Origin of the sequence: Lacimonas salitolerans (assembly GCF_042677865.1) — a bacterium.
GTDB lineage: Bacteria > Pseudomonadota > Alphaproteobacteria > Rhodobacterales > Rhodobacteraceae > Lutimaribacter > Lutimaribacter salitolerans.
The window spans coordinates 80581-100628 of record NZ_JBHUDD010000059.1 but is presented as its reverse complement, the minus strand read 5'-3'; the positions used below and the strand labels follow the sequence as shown (position 1 = coordinate 100628).

Sequence of the window (20048 nt, the reverse complement as noted above, 5' to 3'; positions counted from 1 at the left end):
TGGTTACTGGGCCAGGGCCGCCTCGACCTTGGACTCGTCCAGCCCGTCGTTGATCAGCTCGATCAGCTCGTTCGTCACCAGTTCGCTTGCATCGACCGAGGCGGTCAGCACTTCGGCATCCACCAGCCAGTCGAGATATGTCTGGTAGGTGGTCATGTTGGCCTCGCCCCAGTTCTCGGTCTCGCCGTTCAGGGTCCAGTTGCCGGCAACGGTTTCCAGCAGCGCCTCGCCACGGTCCAGCGACTCTTCGTAGGCCAGGCCGGTGGGCACGACCTGCGGATACACCTGCTGAAAGATGTCCATGCCCTTGCGCGGGTCGGCGATGATGAACATCTGACCCATCGCGTAGCCCTTGGCGACCTTGGCCAGCAATTCGCCCTGGGTCTCGATGGTTTCGGGCAGGGCGGCAAAGCTGTTGGCCGGGAAGGTCGAGATCAGGTCATCGGTCATCATGCGCATCGGCACACCGGCCCGGGTCATCAGGGTATAGTTGGTGTCCCACTGGCTGACCGCCTGAATCTGGTCGTTCTGCAACAGGACCGCCGATTGCGCGGGCTGGCCCGACACGACGATCTTGATATCTGTGTCCGGGTTCAGGCCGACGCTGGCCGCGATCGAGCGCGCGATCAGGACGCCATTGGACGCCATCGAGGTCACGCCGATGCTTTTGCCTTTCAGATCCTCATAGGTCTGGATGTCGCTGTCTTCGGGCACGCCGATGCCAAAGATGTTGCGGCGGAAGGCAGAGTAGAAAACCTTGGTCTTGACGCCTGTCTGATCCAGCAGGGCCATCGGCTCCAGCGACGGCACGGCGGCCAGCACCTCGCCGGTGGCAAGGTTGCGCACGCAATCCGACGAGCCGCCGAAATTGACCACATCCACCTTGATGCCCAGCTCTTCGAACCAGCCGAAATGCTGTGCTATGGCAAAGGGCGCGGCGCCGGTGGTCAGCACACTGGTGCACCAGCCCACGCGCACCGTCTCGGTCTGCGCCTGCGCGGCCGGCGCAAAGGCGGTTGCCGCAGCACAGCCCGCCATCAGCAGGAATGTCTTGAAACGTGTCATTCGTAGTCTCCTATGTTGGTCGTTCGTTGGGGTGGCAGGCGGTGCCTGCCTGCGTGTCGCCCTCTTGCGGGGCTTTTCGGTTGGGCTGCGTCTGCGCCCGCGCCATCAGGTCACTTCGCCCTGACGCATGGCAGCCGGCTTTGCCTTGGCCGTGGGTGCCGAGCTGTCGAATTTTTCCCAGAAGTAGATCTTGCGCCGTGCGAACAGCAGCGTGCGGTTCAGCAGCAGGCCGACCAGCGCCAGGATGATCAGGATCGAGAACGACCCGCCGATATCCATCAGGAAATTCATGCTTTGCATCAGCATCCCCAGACCGCGTTCCGCGCCCAGGAATTCGGCCACGACCGTGCCGATCAGCGACAGGGTGATCGCGATCTCGAGCCCGGCAAAGATGAAGGGCAGCGCGCTTGGCAGGCGCAGCATCACGAAAATCTGCCGCCCCGACGCCCCGAGCGAGCGCATCAGGTCGATCGAATCCTTGTTGGCCGCGTTCAGCCCGGTGATCGTGTTGACCATCAGCGGAAAGAACGAGATCAGCGCCGCTGTCACGATTTTCGAGGTCATGCCAAGCCCGAACCACAGCACGATCAGCGGCACCAGCGCGACCTTGGGCATCGACAGGAACATCACGATGTAGGGATACATGAAATACGCCACATAGCGGTTCAGCGCGATCCCGATCCCCAGGACAAAGCCAAGGCCGCAGCCGATGGCATAGCCCGCGACGACCTGAAACAGGGTCACCCCGATGTGTTCCCAGTAGACGCCGCTGGCAAAGCCCCGCCACAGCGCGGCACCGATGTCGGATGGCGGCGGCAGGACAAAGACCGGAACGCCGCCAAAGCGGACGAACATCTCCCACGAGCCAAGGATGACGACCAGAAGAAGCACGCTGAGGATGCGGTTGCGCAGCGTGTCGATGTCGGAAAGATCAGGCATCAGTCAAGTTCTCCTGTCGAGCCAAAGTGGTGGCGGATGCGGCGGACGTAGTCGCCGAATTCGGGCGAGCTCATCATGTCGAGCGTGCGTTCGCGCGGCAGGTCGATGTCCATGATTTCGGCGATGCGCCCGGGGCGCGGCGTCATCACGATGACGCGGTCGGCCAGAAACACCGCCTCGGGGATCGAATGGGTGATGAACAGGATGGTCTTGTGGCTGGTGGCCCACAGGCGCTGAAGCTCGACGTTCATGTGATCGCGCGTCATGGCATCCAGCGCGCCGAACGGTTCATCCATCAGCAGGATCGCGGGATCATGCGCCAGGGCGCGGGCGATCCCCACGCGCTGCTGCATGCCGCCCGACAGTTCTGCCGGATAGCGGTTTTCGAAATCCGACAGCCCGACCAGCGCCAGCAGGTCCTTGACCCGTTTCAGGTTCTGCTTGCGCCCGCGTTTCTGCACGTCGATCGGCAGCATCACGTTTTCCAGCACGGTCCGCCACGGAAACAGCACCGCCGACTGAAACACCACGCCCACGTCATGGCGCGATCCCGTCACCTGCTCGCCCTTGAGCCAGAGTTCCCCGGACGTGGCCGGGGTCAGCCCCGCCAGAATCCGCATGAAGGTGGATTTGCCGCAGCCCGACGGCCCGACGATAACCACCAGTTCGCCCTGATCTATGTGCAGGTTGATGTCTTCCAGCGCGATGACATCCTCGTCCTTCGTGCCATAGACCTTGCCGACGCCAAGCGCGCGGATGAAGGGCTGGCCCGCCGGCGCTGCACCGGCCTGATCCGAGGGTTTCAAGGTCTGGTCTGATAGGGTCATATCCGCTCTTTCCATTTCCTGGGGGTCATGCGTTCACGCCCGATGGGTGATCTTGCCGCCGCAGATCGTCAGGGCGACGTTCAGCGACGGGATGTCGGCCACATCCACCGCCTCGATATCGCCGGACAGCAGGACAAGATCGGCCAGGTAGCCCTGTTTCAGCATCCCCTTGCGGTCTTCGGCATGTTCGGCATAGGCGCCTTCGATGGTGTAGCCCGCCAGCGCCTCGTGCAGGGTGACGGTCTGCCGGGGCAGGTGCGGCTCCCACGGCTCCCATGTCAGGGCGGCGTAGATACCGGCCAGCACGTCGATCCGCGCCACCGGCCAGTCGGACGAGAACGGCACATGCGCGCCCGCGTCGATCATCCGCCGCCAGGCATAGGCCAGATGCCAGCGATCCGGCCCGATCCGGGTTTTCGCGGGCTCGACCGGGAAATCCATCGCGCCCGGCGGGTGCGGCGGCTGCATCGACGCGATCGCCCCCAGCGCCTTGAACCTGGGTATATCGGATTCCTGGATCAGTTCGACATGTTCGACCCGGTGGCGCGCATCGCGGGCCCCGTTGGCGCGCGCGGCGGCCTCGTACCCGTTCAGCACCTGCCGCACCGCCCCGTCGCCGCAGGAATGCACCGCGATCTGAAGACCGCGGCGATCCGCCTCGACCATCATTTCGGTCATCTTTTCCTCGGTGAACAGCGGCTCGCCGCGATTGCCGGGGCGGTCGGCATAGTCATCGACCAGATAGCCGGTAAAGCCCTCCATCACCCCGTCGCAGAAGGCCTTGACCAGCCCCGAGGTCACCCAGTCGCCCTGATAGGTGTCATGCATCATCGACGCCTTTTCCAGCATCTCGAGACCCATGAAGTTCTTGAAATGAAACGGCACCTTGACGCGGCAGGGCAGGTCGCCCTCGGCCTCGATCTCCTTGAGCAGATCAAGGGTATAGAGGTTGCCATCCATGTTGTGGATCGACGTGATGCCGTGCCGCGCGCACCAGTCCAGCCCGGCACGCAGGTCGGCCTTGTCGAAGGCGCGTTCTTCGGGCGTGGGCGCGGGATCGGGTTCGCCGCCGGTGGACAGGCCCAGCCCGTTACGTTCTTCGCCGGAATAGACATTGATCGGGCCAAAGGCCTCGACCTCGCGCAACTCGCCGGTGGCCAGCCCGTCCTCGGCCATCACGATCTCGTTGCCGGGGCCAAGCTCTTTGCCCTGCAACAGCCCGGTTTCGGTCAGCAGCAGTGTGTTGGCCCACATGGTGTGGAAATCGAACGCGACAAAGGCCAGCGGACGGTCGGCAATGATGCGGTCAAGGATGTGGCGATCGAACGGCGTGCCATCCAGCATGTCGTAATCCACGCCGCGCACATACAGCACCTTGGTGTCCGGGTTGTCCGCCGCATAGGCGCGCACCTTGTCGCAGATCGCATCAAAGCCCTTGGTGCCGGTCAGCAGCAGATGCCGCAGCGAAGCGCCGCCACCAAAGAGATGCATATGCGCCTCGACAAAGCCGGGCAGCAGGGTCGCCCCCTTGGCGTCGATGATCCGGGTGGCAGGCCCGGCCTGCGCCATGACGGCATCATCGTCGCCCACGGCAAGGATGCGGCCATCGGCAATGGCAACCGCCGAGGCGGTGGGAAAATCGGGGTTCATGGTCAGCGCGGATGCGCCCTTGATGATCAGGTCAGCGGTCATTCCGTGCAGACGCAGATGCCGAAACACCCCGCGCCATTCCTCCGTGTCAGGTTTGCATTCTTTTTTGTATACGTTCTTGGTGGACATAAAACTTGTCAACCGGAAACTCAGCCGCTAGGGGTTTTCTGCAGGATTTGCTGGGAAAGCCGGTCGGATGAGTGACGAGGGACGCGGAAATTTAAGGCAGACGACCTATGACTCGATCAAGATGCTGATCGTGACGGGACAGTTGCCCCCCGGATCACGCGTGACCGAGGCCGATCTTGCCAGCACGCTTAACGTCAGCCGCACACCCGTGCGCGAGGCGCTGAGCCGGTTGGAGCGGGACGGTTTCGTCCTGCCCCGCCCGCGCAACGGGTACGCCGTGATGCAGATCGACGTCGATACCGTGAACGAGGCGTTCGACGTCCGCGACCTCCTGGAAACGCAGGCGACCCGGCTTGCGACCCGTCGGGTCAACGCGGCCGGCCGCGCCGCCCTGGAGACGATCATCGCGGAATGTGACGCGCTGGCCGCCCTGCCCGATCGTGGTCTGCAAGAGGACCTGCGCGAGATGCAGATCGGAATCGACCTGCACCGCGTCATTGCCGAACTCAGCGGCAACAGGCTGCTCTACAGCCTTCTGGACGGGGTGCTGGATCGCTGTCAGGCCTATGTCTGGCTGGATGTGACCAACCTGAACACGTTTGGCGCCGCGCGCGAGGATCACCGTGAAATCGTCAACGCGATCTGTCGCGGGGATGAAGAAACGGCGGTGACGCTGACCCGCCGCCATATCGCACAGGCCCGCGACAACGTGCTGAGCGTGCTGCGCCTGCGCCGGGGCGTGCGGGATATCATGGCGAAAACGCACTGATCCCGGCGACGACAAGCGATTGTCAGACAAGCGGAAACACCATGCAGGGCAACCGGACCAACGTTCGGCCCGGTTCTGACGTTCCGTGACGGTCGCATAATCCATCAGACGTGAAGCGGGAGGTCAGGTCGCCTCCCACAGTTCGATGTAGACGTGATCATCATCGCCCGCTTCGGCCATGGCGGTGCCGAGGAACACCGCCTTGCCCAGCCAGTCGTGTGGTCCCGGCGGCACCTCGAAGGACGCGCGGGTGCGACCGATATAGGCCCCGTCGGCCCGCGGCACCATGCGCCCGGCATTGGTGATGGCGATGACAGTGCCATCCTGCAACGCGATCAGATACCGCGCCTCGATCGCATAGCTGCCGTCGGGCAGGCCGATGGCCCAGTCGGCCCCGCCCGGCAGAATGTCGCCTGTCAGGCCGTCTGCCGCAAGGACGCCGCCGGTGATCGGAAACACCGCGCGGGTGGTGCCCGCGCTGGTCATGAATTCCTGCGCGGGGCCGATGTCTGCCCGGATCGCGATGCGGAATTCCAGCGCGGGCGGGTCCAGCGGGCGCGACGCGCCAAGATCGGTGCAGCGCGGGCCATTTGCCCCGGTGTCAGCCATGCAGCGCGTCCAGCTCCGGCATCGCGGCCTTGAGCGCGCGGTCATAGCGGGTGGCGGCCTCGATGATCTCGGCCTCGGTCACACAGAGCGGCGGCGAGAATGACGTGACCGGGCGATAGGGCAAGGCACGGGTCAGAACGCCGGCCTGCATCGCGTGCTTTGCCACGATCTTGTGCGGTGCACTGCCCGCCGGAAAACCCGCGAATTCGACGCCCGCCATCAGGCCGACGCCGCGCACATCGCCCACATGCGGGGTGCCGCCGACCCGCGATTGCAGCGCATCGACAAGAACCGGGCCCAGGCGGGCGGCGTTGTCGACCATGCCTTCGCGCGTCATCACGTCCAGATTGGCCAGCGCGATCGCGGCCCCCACCGGGTGACCGGAATAGGTGAACCCATGCATCACCGCGCCCGTCTTTTCAGACGCATTGGCAAAGACCTCCCACATCCGGGTCGAGATCATCGAGGCCGACATCGGGAAATACGCGCTGGTCAGCCCCTTGGCGAGCGAGACGATATCGGGGCGCAGCCCGTAGGTGCCGCTGCCGAACCATTGCCCGGTGCGGCCAAACCCGGTGATCACCTCATCCGCGATCAGCAGGATGTCATGACGGTCCAGCACCTCCTGCACCCGCGCGAAATACCCCTCGGGCGGCAGCAGCACGCCGCCGGTGCCCATCACAGGCTCGGCGATGAAGGCACCGATGGTATCGGCCCCTTCGCGGGCGATCATCTGTTCCAGTTCCGCGATCAGCCGGTCGGTAAAGGCGGCCTCGGATTCGCCGGGGGTGGCAAAGCCGAAATGATGCGGGCAGGTGGTGTGCAGCACGCCCTTGCCCGGCAGATCAAAGGCGGTGTGATACCCCGCGATCCCGGTCAGGCCCGCGGCGGTCATGGTCAGGCCGTGGTAGGCCCCCTGCCGCGAGATGATCTTTTTCTTGTCGGGTTTGCCGCGCAGATTGTTGTAGTAGACAACCAGTTTGACCGCCGTGTCATTGGCATCCGACCCCGAGTTGCCAAAGAACACGCGCGCCATGTCAGACCCCGGAACCGTCTCGCGGAACAGGCCCAGCAGGCGGTCGGCCAGACGGATTGTCGGTTCTGCCGAGGCCCCGCCGAAAAAGTGCTGAAAGCTCAGTTTCTGCATCGCTTCGGCCCCGGCCTGCACCAGTTCGGTCCGGCCATAGCCCACGTTCACGCACCACAGCCCGGCGCCCATGTCCAACAGGGTCTGGCCGGTGTCGCGCGTCACCTCGACGCCCTTGGCATCGGTATAGATCTGCGGGCCATGAGTGGTGATGTCATGGATCGAACTGACCGGATGAAACAGGCTGGCCCGGTCCATCCGATCCAGCGAGACGTTGGTAAATTCGTTCATGTCGTATTCCTTTCAGGATACGGAAATCAGGTCGCGCAGCGCCCGCACGGCGCTGTCGGGTGTTGTCAGGACGGGGCACTCCAGATGTCGTCGCAGCGGGATGGCCGCGCGCGCAAGGCTGAATTGCCCAAGCAGAACGGCATCCTGCGGCCCAAGGGACCGGCAGGCGCGGAGCACGGCATCGTCATGCCCCGCGCCATCCCCGGCCTTGAGGGCGGGGAGCGCGCCCTCGGCCAGGATGGGGGTGATCTCGACCGGTTGACCGCGCGCGGCGGCCATATCCTGCAACTCGCGGGTCAGGGACGACAACGAGGGTTCAAACGTCACCACCAGCGCGATGCGCCGCCCGGTCTTCAGCGCCGCGTCAAAAGCGGCCTCGTTCGGGCGCATCACGGGGATGCGCAGGTCGGCCTTGACCGCGTCGATGGCCGGGCCGAAGGCCGAGCATGTGAACAGGATCGCGCGGGTGTCGTGGCTGCCCGTGCCGCCGGCAGCATAACGGCCCAGCGTGACAAAGCGCGCGATCATCGCGTTATCCAGCCCGCCCGCCGCCGCCAGATCCACCGACAGCGACGCGTCCAGCAGATCGGCGGTGCGCGCCTGCGGCCAGTGCCGGGCAAAGGCATCGCGGATGGGCGCGACAGAGTCCTCCAGCGCATGTATCAGCGCGATCCGGGGGGCCGTATCAGACATGGGGTGCCTCCCGGCGCGCGCGCAGCATGGCGATCAGCGCGGTGTCGCGGGCGGCTTCGAGTTCGGGAATGTCACGGCCCGCCGCCTCGCGCGCGACACCGTCCACAAGCGCCTTTTGCACATCGGGCGTCAGCGAGGGCGTGCCAAGCGCAGCCCAGCGACGTTCCTGGCTGGGGCCGAGATGCGCCAGATAGCCCGCCATACCCCCTGCCCCGCCGCCCAGATGATAAGCCATATGCGCACCCAGCACCGACCAGCGCAGGCCCGGGCCGTTCACCAGCGCGGTGTCGATCGCCTCGACCTCTGCAATGCCGTCCTGCACCATGAACACCGCCTCGCGCCACAGGGCCGAGGCGAGGCGATTGGCGATATGGCCGGTCGCGTCCTTTTTCAACCGCACCGGCACGCGTTCAGCGGCGCGATAGATCGCTTCGGCCCGCGCGATGCGGTCGAGGTCGGTGCCGTAGATCTCGACCAGCGGGACAAGATGCGGCGGGTTGAACGGATGCGCCGTGATAAGCCTTGCCGGGTCGTTCAGCCCCGGGGCCAGATCGGACCATGTCAGCGCGGATGTGGACGAGGCCAGAACCGCATCCCGGCCCATCAGCGGCTCGACCTGCGCAAAAAGCGCGTGTTTCAGGGCGGCGTTCTCCGGCGCGTTCTCCTGAATCAGGTCGGCATGGCTGACCGCGTCGGCCAGCGTGTCGCACAGGGTCAGCTTGCCCGGCGGCCCGGCGTCGGGCGCGACCTGCGCCAGTTGCTCCAAAGGGGCGGCCATGCGCGCGCGCACCCCTGACAGCGCCTCGGGAACAGGGTCCCAGACGCGGACATCGGCCCCGTGATGCTGGAACAGCGCCGCCCAGGCCGCGCCGATCAGCCCTGCGCCCAGTATGGCAACCTGTGGTGGGGTGTGTGTCTGGCTCATTTGGCATCAATCCTTTTGCGATCGCAGTTTTGCACAAGCCCGGACGGTGGCGCAAGCTTTGTCATAAAATGATTATTCCAACAATAATTGGACCGCTGGCATCGGCTATCCAATCTCCAGTCTGCTGTTGATTTTTGCGATCGCAAAATGTAACTGCTGGTCCGAAGTATCGGAAGGGGCACCATGGACCAGCATCACGGAACCTGTGCGATTGTCACCGGGGCAACCTCGGGGATCGGCATGGCGATTGCGCGGGCACTGGCCGCACAGGGGCACGCGCTGCTGCTGGTCGGGCGGCGTCAGGCCGAGGGCGCGGCGCTGGCCAACAGCCTGACAGCCCATGGCACACCTGCGCAGTTTGTCCGCGCCGACCTGTCGGACCGGGCCGCGCCGGACATAATCGTGCGGGCCGCGCTGGACAGCTTTGGCCGGCTGGATGTGCTGATCAACAACGCGGGCGCCTTGATCCACGGCACGGCCGAGGAAACCCCGGATGACGACTGGGACAGGATCATGGACGTGAACACCGGCGCGGTGTTTCGCATGTCGCGCGCGGCGATGCCTGCCTTGCGGGTGCAGGGCGGGGCGATCGTGAACATCGCCTCTGACTGGGCGCTGGTCGGCGCGCGCGGGGCCGTGGCCTATGCCGTGTCCAAGGCGGCAGTGGCGCAGATGACCCGCTGCATGGCGCTGGACCATGCCGCCGAGGGCATCCGCATCAACGCGGTCTGCCCCGGCGACACCGACACGCCGATGCTGGCGGCAGGCGTCAGCGGTGCGGCACGCGCCGACCGGCTGGCCGCCCTTGGCGCGGCGATCCCGATGGGCCGGGTCGGCACGCCCGAGGATGTGGCGCGCGTTGCCGCGTTCCTTGCGTCGGATGCGGCAGGGTACATGACCGGGGCCCTGATCCCGGTCGATGGCGGCGCGAGCGCCGATTGACAGGAGGGTAAGGCGATGACCGTTGTTGACGACGCAGGCTGGCACGGCCTTACCACGCGTTGCGCTTTCCTGCCTCGGTCAAGACCGCCTATACCTCCGCAGGCTGATTCCACAGGACTCATGACATGACCACGCATTTCGCCGCCCCGATCCACGCCCCCCTGTCCGAGGCGCGCGCCTTTCTGGAGGCCTATCCGCAGGTTCAGGCCATCGACATCGTCCTCAGCGACCTGCACGGGGTCGGGCGGGGCAAGATCATCCGGCGGCACGAGCTGGAAAGCCTGTTCACCACCGGGCGTGGGATGCCTGCATCGCTGTTTGCGCAGGATGTGTCGGGCCATGACGTGGATGCCGCGATCGACATGATGGAGGATGGCGGCGGCGACAGCCGGTGCTGGCCGGTGCCGCATACGCTTGGCTACCAGACGGCCACCGGGCGCGGGCTGGTGCTGTTGCAGATGGAGGGGCCGGACGGCGCGCCCAGCCCGCTGGACCCGCGCAATGCCCTGCTGGCGCAGATCGCGCGGGCCAATGCGCAGGGGCTGACGCCGATGGGCGCGCTGGAGCTGGAATTCTACCTGGTCGACAAGGAGCGTGACGCCGATGGCCGGCCACAGCCCGCCCGCGCGCCCATGACGGGTCGGCGCCTGTCGGGCACCAACTGCATGTCGGTCGATGAACTGGACGAGATGGCCCCGTTCTTCGATGCCGTCTACGAAGGCGCGGCAGCGCTGGATCTGCCGATGGAAAGCCTGATTTCCGAATACGCCGTGGGTCAGTTCGAGCTGACCCTGCGCTATTGCGATCTGGCGCGCGCGGCGGATGATATCGTGCGCTCCAAGCGGCTGCTGCGCACCACCGCGCGGCGGTTCGGGATGGAGGCGTGTTTCATGTCGAAACCGTTTTCGCAAAGCTCGGGCTCGGGGATGCACCTGCACCTGTCGCTGACCGATGCGCAGGGCGCGAATGTCTTTGCCGATCCCTCTGACGGCACGCTGTCGCCGCGCATGCTGCATGCCATAGGCGGGATACGGGACAGTATGGCCGACAGCATGCTGGTGCTGGCCCCGGTGCTGAACAGTTGGCGCAGGTTTGCAGGCACTGTCTATTCGCCCGCGTCCAACACCTGGGGCACCGAGGATCGCAACGTCGCGCTGCGCATCCCGGCGGGCGGCGCCGCCTCGCGCCATTTCGAACACCGTGTGGCAGGGGTGGATGCCAACCCCTATCTTGTCGCCGCCATCGTTCTGGGTGCCGCGCTGGACGGGATCGACGCCGGCACAGACCCCGGCCCCCAAGGCCCCGAGGGCGAGCACGCCTATCCCCCGATGCCCGGCGGCTGGCTGGACGCGATCCAGCGGTTCGAGGCGTCACAGACGATGAAAACCCTGCTGGGCGCACCCCTCCATCAGATGTACGGGGCCGTGAAACGGGGCGAGCATGATGCCCTGGCCGTCACGGTGACAGACCTTGAATGGCAGCTCTACGGCACCACCCTGTGACACTGCCCCGCAACGACCGGATACGCGCATGACACCGCAACAACCGATCGGACTTGGCGCAATCGAGACGCAGCCGCTGCACGAGCAGGTTTACGAAAAGCTGCGCCATGCGCTGATGTCGGGACAGATCGCGCCGGGGCGCAAGCTGACCTCGCGCAAGCTGGCGCGCGAACTGGGCACCAGTGACATGCCCGTGCGCTCGGCCCTGTTGCGGTTGCAGGCGCTGCGCGCGCTGGATCAGATGGCCAACGGTTCGATGATCCTGCCCGCGATGACGCGCGCGCGGTTTTCCGACCTGATGGCGACGCGACTGATCTGCGAACCGGCGGCGACCCGCGCGGCGGTGGGCGGGTTGGACCGCGCCGGGCTGCTGAAGCTGCGGCAGGCCGCCGTTGCGCTGACCGCCGCCGCCGAGGATCAGGATATCGACGGCTATCTGCTGCACAATCACGATTTCAAGTTCAGCATCTATAACGCCTGCGGCTCGCCCTCTTTGCTGTTCCTGATCGAGACGCTGTGGCTTCAGGTCGGGCCGTTCCTGCGCCAGTTCAGCGGCCAGTTCGGCAACGACCTGCGCGGGATACTCGCGCTGGATTACCACGACGAGATCGTGAAGCGGCTGGAAGACGGCGACGGTGACACCGCCGCCGACCTGCTGGCCCGCGACATACGCGAAGGCCATGATTTTCTATTGCAGAACGGACAGTTCGAACAGCGCGAGCCGGGCGGCAGGCGCTGAATTTTCAGGCGTCTGGCCCGGTGTTGGTGCGCGGCTATGGCGGTCTTTCCCAAGAAATCACGCAAACCGGTTGACAGAACCGCACTCATCAACCGTACATTAGATAGTATACTATTTAACATACGGTCGTGAAAAAGGGCAAACCCGCGCGGCTGACAACAAGGAGGTTGTCCATATGAATACACTGCTCAAGACCTTGGGATGCGCCGCGGTGCTGGCCGCATTCGGCCTGTCGGCGCAGGCGCAATCACTGCCCGACACCCTGACCATCGGGACCGAAGGCGCCTATCCCCCGTTCAACTTCACCGACGCCGACGGCAATGTGCAGGGGTTCGAGGTTGATCTGGGAAATGCCCTGTGCGCGGAAATGGGGGTGACCTGCACCTGGGTCACGCAGGATTGGGACGGTCTGATCCCCGGTCTGCTGGCACGGAAATACGATGCCATCATGGCGTCGCTGCTGATCACCGAGCCGCGCAAGGAGGTCATCACCTTCTCGGACAAATACTATCAGGTGCCCGCGCGCTTTGCCGTCCCCAAGGACAGCGACATCGAAATCTCGGCCGAGGGGCTGGAGGGCAAGGTGATCGGCACCCAGCGCGCGACCAGCTTTGAAAACTTCCTGAGCTCGGAGATGCCGGGCGCCGAACTGCGGCTGTATGGCACGATGGACGAGGCCTATCTGGATCTGGAATCCGGCCGGGTCGATGCGGTTATGGGTGACATCATCGGGCTTGCCGAAGGGTTCCTGACGCAGGATACTGGCGAGACCTATGAAATGCGCGGGCCCGAGTTTACCGGCGTCGCCTATTTCGGCGAAGGCGTGGGCATGGGCGTGCGCAAGGAAGACGCGGCCATCGCCGAAGCAGCATCCGAGGCGATCAAGACGCTGCGCGACAACGGCACCTATCAGGAGCTGAGCGACAAGTGGTTCAATGCCGACGTCTACGGCGGCTGATACCCTGCGCCAGTGCGGGCCTGTCCTGAGGGCCCGCACCATGTCTTTCCCCCGAACCGAAACAGGATGCTTGAATGCCCGATTTTCAGGGATACGGCCCCCTGCTGCTGGACGGTCTGGCCATGACCATCGGCGTGGCCCTGGCCTCGATGCTGGGGGCACTGATCGTGGGTCTGGCCGCGGCGGCGGGCAAGCTGTTCCTGCCGCGCGTGCTGCGCATCTTGCTGGAGGTCTACACCACGATCGTGCGCGGTGTGCCGGAACTGGTGCTGCTGTTGCTGATCTATTACGGGCTGCCAACGCTTGTGCAGGACACGTTCACCAGCGCCGGGATGGATGTGGATCTGGCCATCAACCCGTTTGTCGCCGGGATCGGCACGCTGACCCTGATCTATGGCGCATTTGCCTGCGAGGTGTATCGCGCCGCCTATCTGGCCGTGCCCACCGGCCAGCATGACGCCGCCAATGCGCTTGGCCTGTCGCGCTGGCTGAGCTTTCGCAAGGTGATCCTGCCGCAAATGGTGCGCTTTGCCCTGCCCGGTCTGGGCAATGTCTGGATGGTGCTGGTCAAGGCAACGGCGCTGATTTCGATCATCCAGTTGCCGGAACTGATGCGCAACGCCGATATCGCGGCGCGCGCGACGCGCTCGCCCTTCACCTTCTTTTTCTCTGCCTGCGTGCTGTATCTGGTGATCACCGGCATTTCGATGCTGGCGCAGGCGCGGATTGAACGCTGGGCCGCGCGCGGCATTGGCGCGGGGGCGTTGTGATGCTGGACTTCGTGCAACAGAACCTGCCGCTTTATCTGCAAGGCGCGTGGATCACGGCGCAACTGGCGCTGTTCAGCTGCTCGATCGGGTTTGTATTTGCGGTGCCGCTGGCGCTGATGCGGCTTTCGGAAATCAGGGTGCTGTTCGCCCTGTCGACGGCCTATGTGTTCTTCTTTCGCGGCACGCCGCTGCTGGCGCAGATATTCCTGATCTACTATGGCAGCGGTCAGTTCCGGCCCGCGCTGGACTCTGTGGGCTTGTGGCAGTTCTTTCGCGAGCCGATGTTCTGCGCGCTGCTCAGCCTGACGCTGAACACCGTCGCCTATACGTCCGAGATCCTGCGCGGCGCGATTCAGTCCATCCCCAAGGGCGAGATCGAGGCCGCCAAGGCGCTTGGCCTGCGGTTTCGCGCGCGGCTGCGCCTGATCGTGCTGCCCCGCGCGCTGCGCCTGTCCTGGCCCGCCTATACCAACGAGGTGGTGTATCAGATCCAGGCGACGTCACTGGTGTCGATCATCACCGTCATGGACATCACCGGGGTCGCCCGCAAGATCGGGTCGCGCGATCTGAGCTTTTATGAATCCTTCAGCCTCGCGGCTTTGTTCTATCTGATCATCGTCTACGGCTTTATACTTGTGGCCAAGCGGATCGAGGTTCGGCTGAACCGCTATCACACCTTCGATGCGCCGAAACGGTCGATAGCCCCGATGGGATTGATGAAATGACGGATGCCGGAAACAGCAAGCCGCAGGCACCCGTACGGCGCGGTACGGAACGTCAGCGCGCCTATGAAACGCTGAAATCCGCGATCCTGAACGGGGTTCTGCAACGGGGCGAACGCCTGTCCGAGGTGCGCGTGATGCGCGATTTCGATCTGGGCCGCACGCCGCTGCGCGAGGCGTTCAACCGGCTGGAGCGTGAAGGTCTGGTCGCAAGCGAGCCCAACATCGGCTATTCCGTCGCCAATCTGGACATCGACGACGTGTGCGACTTGCTGATCGTGCGCGAAGGTCTGGACGGCATCGCCGCCGAGATCGCCGCCACCGTCGCGACCCCGGCCGATCTGGACCGCCTGCGCGCCGTCATGGCCGAGATCGAGGCACTGGCCACGCGCACCCAGCGAGACGCCGAAACCTATGCCCGCGAGCTGAAACTGGGCCTGCTGGTGCACGAGATGATCCTTGAGATCACCGGCAACCGCGCCCTGTCGGAATTCAGCGAGCGGGTGTATGACCAGTTGCGCCTTGCGCTCTGGCTTGAGGTGCGCTGGATCGACGTGTCGGCCGATACCGTGACGGAACACCGCGCGATCATCGACGCGCTGATCGCCCGCGATCCGGTCGCCGCAGCACAGGCCGCCCGCGCCCATGTGCGCAGCTCGCGCGACAACATGCAGACCCTCAAAAAGGTCCACGACCTGCGCCGCAGTGACGGGCGCCGCCTGCCGGTGTCAAAGGGAAAGGCCTGAGCGGCGGGGAACATGGACAGACGATCGTGGAAAGCGGCGTCGCCTGAACCGTATCAATCCCAGTCCAGATCGAACTTCTGAACCAGCACCCCGATCTGCGCCTGCGTCAGCGCGCGCGGAGTGTGGCCGCGCAGCAGCAGCGCCAGTTTCGCGGTCTCTTCCAGCTCTTCCATCGCAAAAACCGCGGCCTCCAAATCCTTTGACGCCACCACTGGCCCGTGATTGGCCAGCAGCACCGCCGCGCGTTTGCCGCCCAGCCCGCGCAGCGCGTCGCCCATGGCTGCATCGCCGGGCAGAAAGAACGGCAGCAGCGCCACCTTGCCCACGCGCATCACGGCATAGGGCGTCAGCGGCGGCAGCGCGTTGTCCGGGTCGGTGTCGGGCAGCATCGACAGGGCCACCGAATGGGTCGAGTGCAGGTGCACCACAGCCCCCGTGCCGGTGCGCGTTTCGTAGAACGCCGCATGCAGCGGCATTTCCTTGGTCGGCGCGTCGCCCCCGATGTGCCGCCCATCCGCGTCGAACCGCGACAGCCGCGCGGGATCAAGCCGCCCCATGCTGGACCCCGTGGGCGTGACCAGCAGCCCGCCATCCGGCGTGCGGACCGAGATGTTGCCCGAGGCCCCGCCGGTCAGGCCACGATTGAACATCGACGCGGCCCAGAAACAGATATCCTCGCGCAGCTTCGCGTCGCTCATGCATCGGCCCCTTCCATCATCGCAACCGCACGGGCAAAGAAATCAGGCCCGCCGAAGTTGCCCGATTTCAACGCCAGAACCAGCCTGTCAGAGGCGCGGATCATCGGCACGCCGGGCGCGATCTCGGGTCCGATCTGCAAGGCCGACAGGCCCAGCCCGCCCACCACCGCACCCGAGGTTTCGCCGCCCGCGCTGATCAGCCGGGTCACGCCCGCATCCACAAGCGCGCGGGCCAGATCGGCAAACAGCGCCTCGATCCGGGTGGCGACAACCTCTCTGCCGCATCTTGCCTGCGCATCGGCCACGACCGCCGGATCGGCCGAGGTATAGATCAGCGGCGCACCGCCCTGCCCCAGCGCCCAATCGGCCAGCGCCTGCGCGGTGATGGCCCCCGACATGACCTGATCCGCCGTCACCTCGCGCGCGGCGTTGTGATCCGCATACCGCGCGACCTGCGCGCGCGTCGCATCCGAGCATGAGCCGGACAGGATCACCGCCGGCCCGGCCTGCCCGGTCCATCCCGATGGTGTGGCCGACAACAGCCCGCTGGCGCGGAAATTTTCCGGCAGACCCATCGCAATGCCCGACCCGCCGGTGATCAGTGGCAGATCGGCGGCGGCCCGGCCCAGCGTGACCAGATCGTCATCGGTGATCGCATCCGCCACCAGCAGTCGATGGCCCGCCGCATCCTCGGCCAGCATCCGGATGCGCGTGATGTCGGCACCCTGCATCACCACCTGCGCGGGGATATGGCCCACGGTTCCGGTGATCTGATGGCCCAGCCAGCGGCGAATGTCCGGGTCGGTCATCGGCGTCAGAGGATGGGTCTGCATGCCGCTCTCGCTCAGCAGCCGGTCGGCCACGAACAGATGCCCCTGATAGACCGAGCGCCCGGTTGCCGGAAACGCCGGGCACACCAGCACCTGCCGGGCGTCCAGCGCATCGGCCAGCGCCTCGGCCACGGGGCCGATATTGCCCGTCGGCAGTGAATCGAAGGTCGAGCAGTATTTGAACAGGAACTGCCGACAGCCCTGATCGCGCAGCCACGCCAGCGCGGCCAGCGATTGCGCCACCGCGTCGGCCACGGGGATCGAGCGGGATTTCAGCGCGACAATCCCCGCCTCGACATCATCCGCCGCGGGCGCATCGGGCACGCCCACGTATTGCGTCACGCGCATACCCGCCTTGGTCAGCGTGTTGCCCAGATCGGACGAGCCGGTGAAATCATCCCCTATACAGCCCAGAAGCATCACCTATCCCCCGGCAGCTTCAGCCCCGCGCGGGATGCGATCAATCTGGTGATCGCGGCGTCATCCTGTTGGCCCAGACCCGCCTCGGCCGCCGCGCGATACTGTGCCAGCGCGGTTTCCGTCAGGGGCAGCGGCAGGTTTGCACCGGCGGCAATGTCGGTGACGATGCCCAGATCCTTGGGCCAGATGTTGATGGTCGAACGTGGGGTGTAATCGGCCTCGATCACATGCGGCGCGCGGTTCTCGAACATCCACGAAGTCCCGGCGGACACGCGGATCACCTCCAGCACGCGGGCCAGATCCAGCCCCTGCGATGTGGCCAGCCCCAGCGCCTCGCCCATGGCGGCGATATGCACACCGGCCAGCAACTGGTTCACCGCCTTCATCGCCGATCCTGGCCCGGCGTGATCGCCCAGCCAGTGCACGGTCTGCGCAATCGCCTCCAGAACCGGCGCCGCACCGTCAAAGGCGGCAGGCGTGCCCGATGCCATGACCGACAGCGCGCCCTCGGCCGCACGGACCGAGCCGCCGGAAATCGGCGCGTCCAGATAGTGCAGACCGCGCGCCAGGGCCAGCGCTTCCATTTCGCGCGCGAAATCGGGCGCCACGGTTGCGCAGGAAACGATTGTGCCACCCGGCTTCAGATGCCCGGCCCAGCCGTCAGGGCCGAACAGCGCCGCCTGCGTCTGCTCGGCGTTCAGCACGACGCAGACCAGCGCATCGGCCTGCGGTGATGACGTGCTCAGGGCATGGCCGCCGGCCTCGGTCAGCCGCGTCACCTGCCCTTCGTTCAGGTCCAGCCCGTGCACCGCGTGACCCGCACGCACCAGCGACAACGCCATCCCCAGACCCATCGAGCCCAGCCCGATCACATGCACGACAGCCATGTCAGTTTCCAAACACGAGTTCGACCGGCCAGAGCGTGATGGCGGGCACGTAGGTGATGATCATCAGCGCGCCGAACACGGTCAGCACGAACCAGATCAGATGCGGGATGATCTTGTCCACCGACAGTTTCGCCACGGCGCAGGCGGCAAACAGGTTCACCCCCAGCGGCGGCGTGATCATCCCAAGCGCCAGGTTGACCACGATGATCAGCCCGAAATGCACCGGATCGACGCCATAGACGATGGCGATGGGTGTCAGGATCGGGGCCAGCACAAGGATCGCCGCCGAGGTCTCGATGAACATGCCCACGATCAGCAGCAGCACGTTCACCGCCAGCAGAAACGCGATGCGGCTTTCGAACACGTCCTTGAACCATGCCGCGATCTCGTTCGGCAGGCCGGACCGGGTGATCAGGAAGGAAAACAGCGATGCCGCCGCGATGATGATCATGATCGCCGAGGTGGCGATGACCGTCTGTTTCAGGATGCCGGGCAGCATGTTGAATTTCAGCTCGCGGTACATGCCCATGCCGACGATCAGGGCAGCGGCCACGGCGACGGCGCTGGCCTCGGTCGGGGTGAAGATGCCCGAATAGATGCCGCCCAGGATCACAAAGGGCACCAGCAGCGCGGGCAAGGCATTCAGACCCGCGCGCCCAAGGCTCGACCGGTCCTCGCCGTCGCGCATACCGATGCCGCGCACCCGGCACAGCACAAGCACCAGCATCATCAGGCAGGTGGCCACCAGCAGCCCCGGACCGATCCCGGCGATGAACAGCTTGCCGATCGAGGTGTCGGTGGACACGCCATACAGGATCAGCGGAATAGATGGCGGGATCAGAACGCCCAGCTCGGCCGAACTGGCCTGGATCGAGGCGGCCATCGGTTTGGGATACCCATGCTTGACCATCGCCGGGATCAGGATGGCCCCGATCGCAAAGGTCGTCGCCACGCTGGAGCCCGAAACGCTGGCAAACATCATGCAGGTCAGCACGCAGGAACAGGCCAGCCCGCCCTGAATGCCGCCCACCATGGATTTCGCCAGCTCCACCAGCCGGTGCGAGATGCCCCCTGCCGACATCAGGTTGCCCGCAAGGATGAACAACGGAATCGCCATCAGCGGAAAGCTGTCGATGCCGGTGAACATGCGTTGCGCCACCAGCAACAGCGGCAGGCGACCATGCGCCTCGATGCCGATGATCGAGGCAAGGCCGATGGCCACGGCAATCGGCACGCCCATCAGGAACAGGATCGCCAGCGACAGGCCCAATGCGGTGTTCATTCCTCAAGCCCCTTGCGCGTGCGCTCGGACAGCCAGTCGCCCTGCGCGCCCCGGATCATGCAGGCAATCGCCGCGATGATGATGAAAACCGACCCCACCGGCAGGGCCGCATAGACCCATGCGATGGAAATATCCAGCGCGGCAAGGTTCTGCCGCATGACCCGTTGTGTCATTGCCCAGCCCTGCCAGAACAGGATCGCGAAGAATACCACCGACAGCGCGTTGGCCGTCAGGAACAGGCCCAGCCCAAGGCGGGGCGGCAACACCTGCTGGATCACCTCGACCGAGATCATGGCCCCATGGCGGAAAGCGACGGCGACGCCCAGAAACACCGACCAGATCATCGCGGATCGGGTGATCACCTCGGACCATGTCGAGGGGCTGGCAAAGACGAACCGCGTGACAACCTGGAACAGCGCCAGCGAGGCCGCGATCACCAGAAAACCGATGGAAAGCCGCAGGGCAAGCCCGGTCGTGAAATCCTCAAGTCGCAGGAATGCGCGCATCCCGGCCTCCGCTCTGGTCGATGAAAAAACCGGCGCAGGTCATGCGCCGGTCTGCCGTTTGG

21 protein-coding genes are annotated in these 20048 nt (G+C 65.3%); 8 read left to right on the top strand and 13 right to left on the bottom strand.

The features are described 5' to 3' along the window. Positions 1 to 3 precede the first annotated feature (3 nt). The 4 genes from ACFTOW_RS12255 to ACFTOW_RS12240 form a co-directional block, all read right to left on the bottom strand. Positions 4 to 1065, bottom strand: coding sequence for an ABC transporter substrate-binding protein (locus ACFTOW_RS12255; RefSeq protein ID WP_379916083.1), 1062 nt, complete (start codon positions 1063 to 1065; stop codon positions 4 to 6). A 105-nt stretch (positions 1066 to 1170) separates the two neighbouring features. Continuing rightward, complete coding sequence (locus tag ACFTOW_RS12250) at positions 1171 to 2004, bottom strand: ABC transporter permease (protein WP_379916081.1); 834 nt, start codon at positions 2002 to 2004, stop codon at positions 1171 to 1173. Further along, a complete protein-coding gene (locus ACFTOW_RS12245; protein ID WP_379916079.1) occupies positions 2004 to 2831 on the bottom strand; it encodes an ABC transporter ATP-binding protein in 828 nt (275 codons plus the stop codon). Before ACFTOW_RS12245 ends, ACFTOW_RS12250 begins: the two co-directional genes overlap by 1 nt. Before the next feature lie 33 nt (positions 2832 to 2864). Beyond that, the gene (locus tag ACFTOW_RS12240) at positions 2865 to 4523 is read right to left on the bottom strand and encodes an amidohydrolase (protein WP_379916077.1); all 1659 of its coding nucleotides are present in this window, start codon (positions 4521 to 4523) and stop codon (positions 2865 to 2867) included. Between the two features lie 154 nt (positions 4524 to 4677). Between ACFTOW_RS12240 and ACFTOW_RS12235 the strand changes: the two genes are divergently transcribed. Continuing rightward, the gene (locus ACFTOW_RS12235; protein WP_379916075.1) at positions 4678 to 5379 is read left to right on the top strand and encodes a GntR family transcriptional regulator; all 702 of its coding nucleotides are present in this window, start codon (positions 4678 to 4680) and stop codon (positions 5377 to 5379) included. A 123-nt stretch (positions 5380 to 5502) separates the two neighbouring features. On the opposite strand, the gene ACFTOW_RS12230 is transcribed toward ACFTOW_RS12235, so the two are convergent. From ACFTOW_RS12230 to ACFTOW_RS12215, 4 genes are read right to left on the bottom strand one after another with little or no spacing between them, the layout of a single operon-like run. Beyond that, entirely contained in the window at positions 5503 to 5988 is a 486-nt protein-coding gene (locus ACFTOW_RS12230) for a DUF3237 family protein (protein ID WP_379916073.1), read from the bottom strand. Continuing rightward, entirely contained in the window at positions 5981 to 7366 is a 1386-nt protein-coding gene (locus ACFTOW_RS12225) for an aminotransferase class III-fold pyridoxal phosphate-dependent enzyme (RefSeq protein ID WP_379916071.1), read from the bottom strand. The genes ACFTOW_RS12230 and ACFTOW_RS12225 overlap by 8 nt, the downstream gene beginning before the upstream one ends. A 12-nt stretch (positions 7367 to 7378) precedes the next feature. Further along, positions 7379 to 8059 (bottom strand): aspartate/glutamate racemase family protein, encoded by a 681-nt coding sequence (locus ACFTOW_RS12220; RefSeq protein ID WP_379916069.1) that lies wholly within the window; start codon positions 8057 to 8059, stop codon positions 7379 to 7381. Then, positions 8052 to 8984 (bottom strand): 3-hydroxyacyl-CoA dehydrogenase NAD-binding domain-containing protein, encoded by a 933-nt coding sequence (locus ACFTOW_RS12215; RefSeq protein WP_379916067.1) that lies wholly within the window; start codon positions 8982 to 8984, stop codon positions 8052 to 8054. The genes ACFTOW_RS12220 and ACFTOW_RS12215 overlap by 8 nt, the downstream gene beginning before the upstream one ends. Positions 8985 to 9167: 183 nt before the next feature. Between ACFTOW_RS12215 and ACFTOW_RS12210 the strand changes: the two genes are divergently transcribed. From ACFTOW_RS12210 to ACFTOW_RS12180, 7 genes are all read left to right on the top strand, one after another. After that, positions 9168 to 9926, top strand: a complete 759-nt coding sequence (locus tag ACFTOW_RS12210) for an SDR family NAD(P)-dependent oxidoreductase (protein WP_379916065.1) — start codon at positions 9168 to 9170, stop codon at positions 9924 to 9926. A 125-nt stretch (positions 9927 to 10051) separates the two neighbouring features. Next, positions 10052 to 11428 carry a glutamine synthetase family protein gene (locus ACFTOW_RS12205; protein ID WP_379916064.1) on the top strand — a complete coding sequence of 459 codons (1377 nt, stop codon included), beginning with the start codon at positions 10052 to 10054 and terminating at the stop codon, positions 11426 to 11428. A 28-nt stretch (positions 11429 to 11456) separates the two neighbouring features. Next, complete coding sequence (locus ACFTOW_RS12200) at positions 11457 to 12167, top strand: GntR family transcriptional regulator (protein WP_379916062.1); 711 nt, start codon at positions 11457 to 11459, stop codon at positions 12165 to 12167. Positions 12168 to 12342: 175 nt separating this feature from the next. Next, entirely contained in the window at positions 12343 to 13125 is a 783-nt protein-coding gene (locus ACFTOW_RS12195) for a lysine/arginine/ornithine ABC transporter substrate-binding protein (protein WP_379916060.1), read from the top strand. Between the two features lie 74 nt (positions 13126 to 13199). Further along, positions 13200 to 13895, top strand: coding sequence for an ABC transporter permease (locus tag ACFTOW_RS12190; protein ID WP_379916058.1), 696 nt, complete (start codon positions 13200 to 13202; stop codon positions 13893 to 13895). Continuing rightward, the gene (locus ACFTOW_RS12185; protein WP_379916056.1) at positions 13895 to 14620 is read left to right on the top strand and encodes an ABC transporter permease; all 726 of its coding nucleotides are present in this window, start codon (positions 13895 to 13897) and stop codon (positions 14618 to 14620) included. Before ACFTOW_RS12190 ends, ACFTOW_RS12185 begins: the two co-directional genes overlap by 1 nt. Further along, positions 14617 to 15363 (top strand): GntR family transcriptional regulator, encoded by a 747-nt coding sequence (locus tag ACFTOW_RS12180; RefSeq protein WP_379916054.1) that lies wholly within the window; start codon positions 14617 to 14619, stop codon positions 15361 to 15363. Before ACFTOW_RS12185 ends, ACFTOW_RS12180 begins: the two co-directional genes overlap by 4 nt. A gap of 53 nt (positions 15364 to 15416) precedes the next feature. On the opposite strand, the gene otnC is transcribed toward ACFTOW_RS12180, so the two are convergent. The 5 genes from otnC to ACFTOW_RS12155 are packed head-to-tail and all read right to left on the bottom strand — an operon-like array spanning position 15417 to position 19986. Continuing rightward, on the bottom strand, positions 15417 to 16061 hold the full coding sequence (gene otnC, locus ACFTOW_RS12175; protein ID WP_379916052.1) for a 3-oxo-tetronate 4-phosphate decarboxylase: 645 nt from the start codon (positions 16059 to 16061) through the stop codon (positions 15417 to 15419). Next, positions 16058 to 17311: a 3-oxo-tetronate kinase gene (gene otnK, locus ACFTOW_RS12170; protein WP_379916050.1), complete on the bottom strand. Its 1254-nt coding sequence runs from the start codon at positions 17309 to 17311 to the stop codon at positions 16058 to 16060. The genes otnC and otnK overlap by 4 nt, the downstream gene beginning before the upstream one ends. Then, complete coding sequence (gene ltnD, locus ACFTOW_RS12165) at positions 17311 to 18198, bottom strand: L-threonate dehydrogenase (RefSeq protein WP_379916048.1); 888 nt, start codon at positions 18196 to 18198, stop codon at positions 17311 to 17313. The genes otnK and ltnD overlap by 1 nt, the downstream gene beginning before the upstream one ends. A gap of 1 nt (position 18199) precedes the next feature. Further along, the gene (locus ACFTOW_RS12160; RefSeq protein WP_379916046.1) at positions 18200 to 19480 is read right to left on the bottom strand and encodes a TRAP transporter large permease; all 1281 of its coding nucleotides are present in this window, start codon (positions 19478 to 19480) and stop codon (positions 18200 to 18202) included. Next, positions 19477 to 19986, bottom strand: coding sequence for a TRAP transporter small permease (locus ACFTOW_RS12155; protein ID WP_379916043.1), 510 nt, complete (start codon positions 19984 to 19986; stop codon positions 19477 to 19479). The genes ACFTOW_RS12160 and ACFTOW_RS12155 overlap by 4 nt, the downstream gene beginning before the upstream one ends. Positions 19987 to 20048: the final 62 nt, after the last annotated feature.

Bases quoted from the DNA above. Each gene is read 5' to 3' on its own strand.
- ACFTOW_RS12205 (WP_379916064.1), top strand. From the start codon at position 10,052: ATGACCACGCATTTCGCCGCCCCGATCCACGCCCCCCTGTCCGAGGCG.
- otnC (WP_379916052.1), bottom strand. From the start codon at position 16,061: ATGAGCGACGCGAAGCTGCGCGAGGATATCTGTTTCTGGGCCGCGTCG.
- ACFTOW_RS12240 (WP_379916077.1), bottom strand. From the start codon at position 4,523: ATGACCGCTGACCTGATCATCAAGGGCGCATCCGCGCTGACCATGAAC.
- ACFTOW_RS12195 (WP_379916060.1), top strand. From the start codon at position 12,343: ATGAATACACTGCTCAAGACCTTGGGATGCGCCGCGGTGCTGGCCGCA.
- ACFTOW_RS12245 (WP_379916079.1), bottom strand. From the start codon at position 2,831: ATGACCCTATCAGACCAGACCTTGAAACCCTCGGATCAGGCCGGTGCA.
- ACFTOW_RS12210 (WP_379916065.1), top strand. From the start codon at position 9,168: ATGGACCAGCATCACGGAACCTGTGCGATTGTCACCGGGGCAACCTCG.
- ACFTOW_RS12155 (WP_379916043.1), bottom strand. From the start codon at position 19,986: ATGCGCGCATTCCTGCGACTTGAGGATTTCACGACCGGGCTTGCCCTG.
- ltnD (WP_379916048.1), bottom strand. From the start codon at position 18,198: ATGGCTGTCGTGCATGTGATCGGGCTGGGCTCGATGGGTCTGGGGATG.
- ACFTOW_RS12190 (WP_379916058.1), top strand. From the start codon at position 13,200: ATGCCCGATTTTCAGGGATACGGCCCCCTGCTGCTGGACGGTCTGGCC.
- ACFTOW_RS12250 (WP_379916081.1), bottom strand. From the start codon at position 2,004: ATGCCTGATCTTTCCGACATCGACACGCTGCGCAACCGCATCCTCAGC.
- ACFTOW_RS12185 (WP_379916056.1), top strand. From the start codon at position 13,895: ATGCTGGACTTCGTGCAACAGAACCTGCCGCTTTATCTGCAAGGCGCG.
- ACFTOW_RS12220 (WP_379916069.1), bottom strand. From the start codon at position 8,059: ATGTCTGATACGGCCCCCCGGATCGCGCTGATACATGCGCTGGAGGAC.
- ACFTOW_RS12235 (WP_379916075.1), top strand. From the start codon at position 4,678: ATGAGTGACGAGGGACGCGGAAATTTAAGGCAGACGACCTATGACTCG.
- ACFTOW_RS12160 (WP_379916046.1), bottom strand. From the start codon at position 19,480: ATGAACACCGCATTGGGCCTGTCGCTGGCGATCCTGTTCCTGATGGGC.
- ACFTOW_RS12230 (WP_379916073.1), bottom strand. From the start codon at position 5,988: ATGGCTGACACCGGGGCAAATGGCCCGCGCTGCACCGATCTTGGCGCG.
- ACFTOW_RS12255 (WP_379916083.1), bottom strand. From the start codon at position 1,065: ATGACACGTTTCAAGACATTCCTGCTGATGGCGGGCTGTGCTGCGGCA.
- otnK (WP_379916050.1), bottom strand. From the start codon at position 17,311: ATGCTTCTGGGCTGTATAGGGGATGATTTCACCGGCTCGTCCGATCTG.
- ACFTOW_RS12180 (WP_379916054.1), top strand. From the start codon at position 14,617: ATGACGGATGCCGGAAACAGCAAGCCGCAGGCACCCGTACGGCGCGGT.
- ACFTOW_RS12225 (WP_379916071.1), bottom strand. From the start codon at position 7,366: ATGAACGAATTTACCAACGTCTCGCTGGATCGGATGGACCGGGCCAGC.
- ACFTOW_RS12215 (WP_379916067.1), bottom strand. From the start codon at position 8,984: ATGAGCCAGACACACACCCCACCACAGGTTGCCATACTGGGCGCAGGG.
- ACFTOW_RS12200 (WP_379916062.1), top strand. From the start codon at position 11,457: ATGACACCGCAACAACCGATCGGACTTGGCGCAATCGAGACGCAGCCG.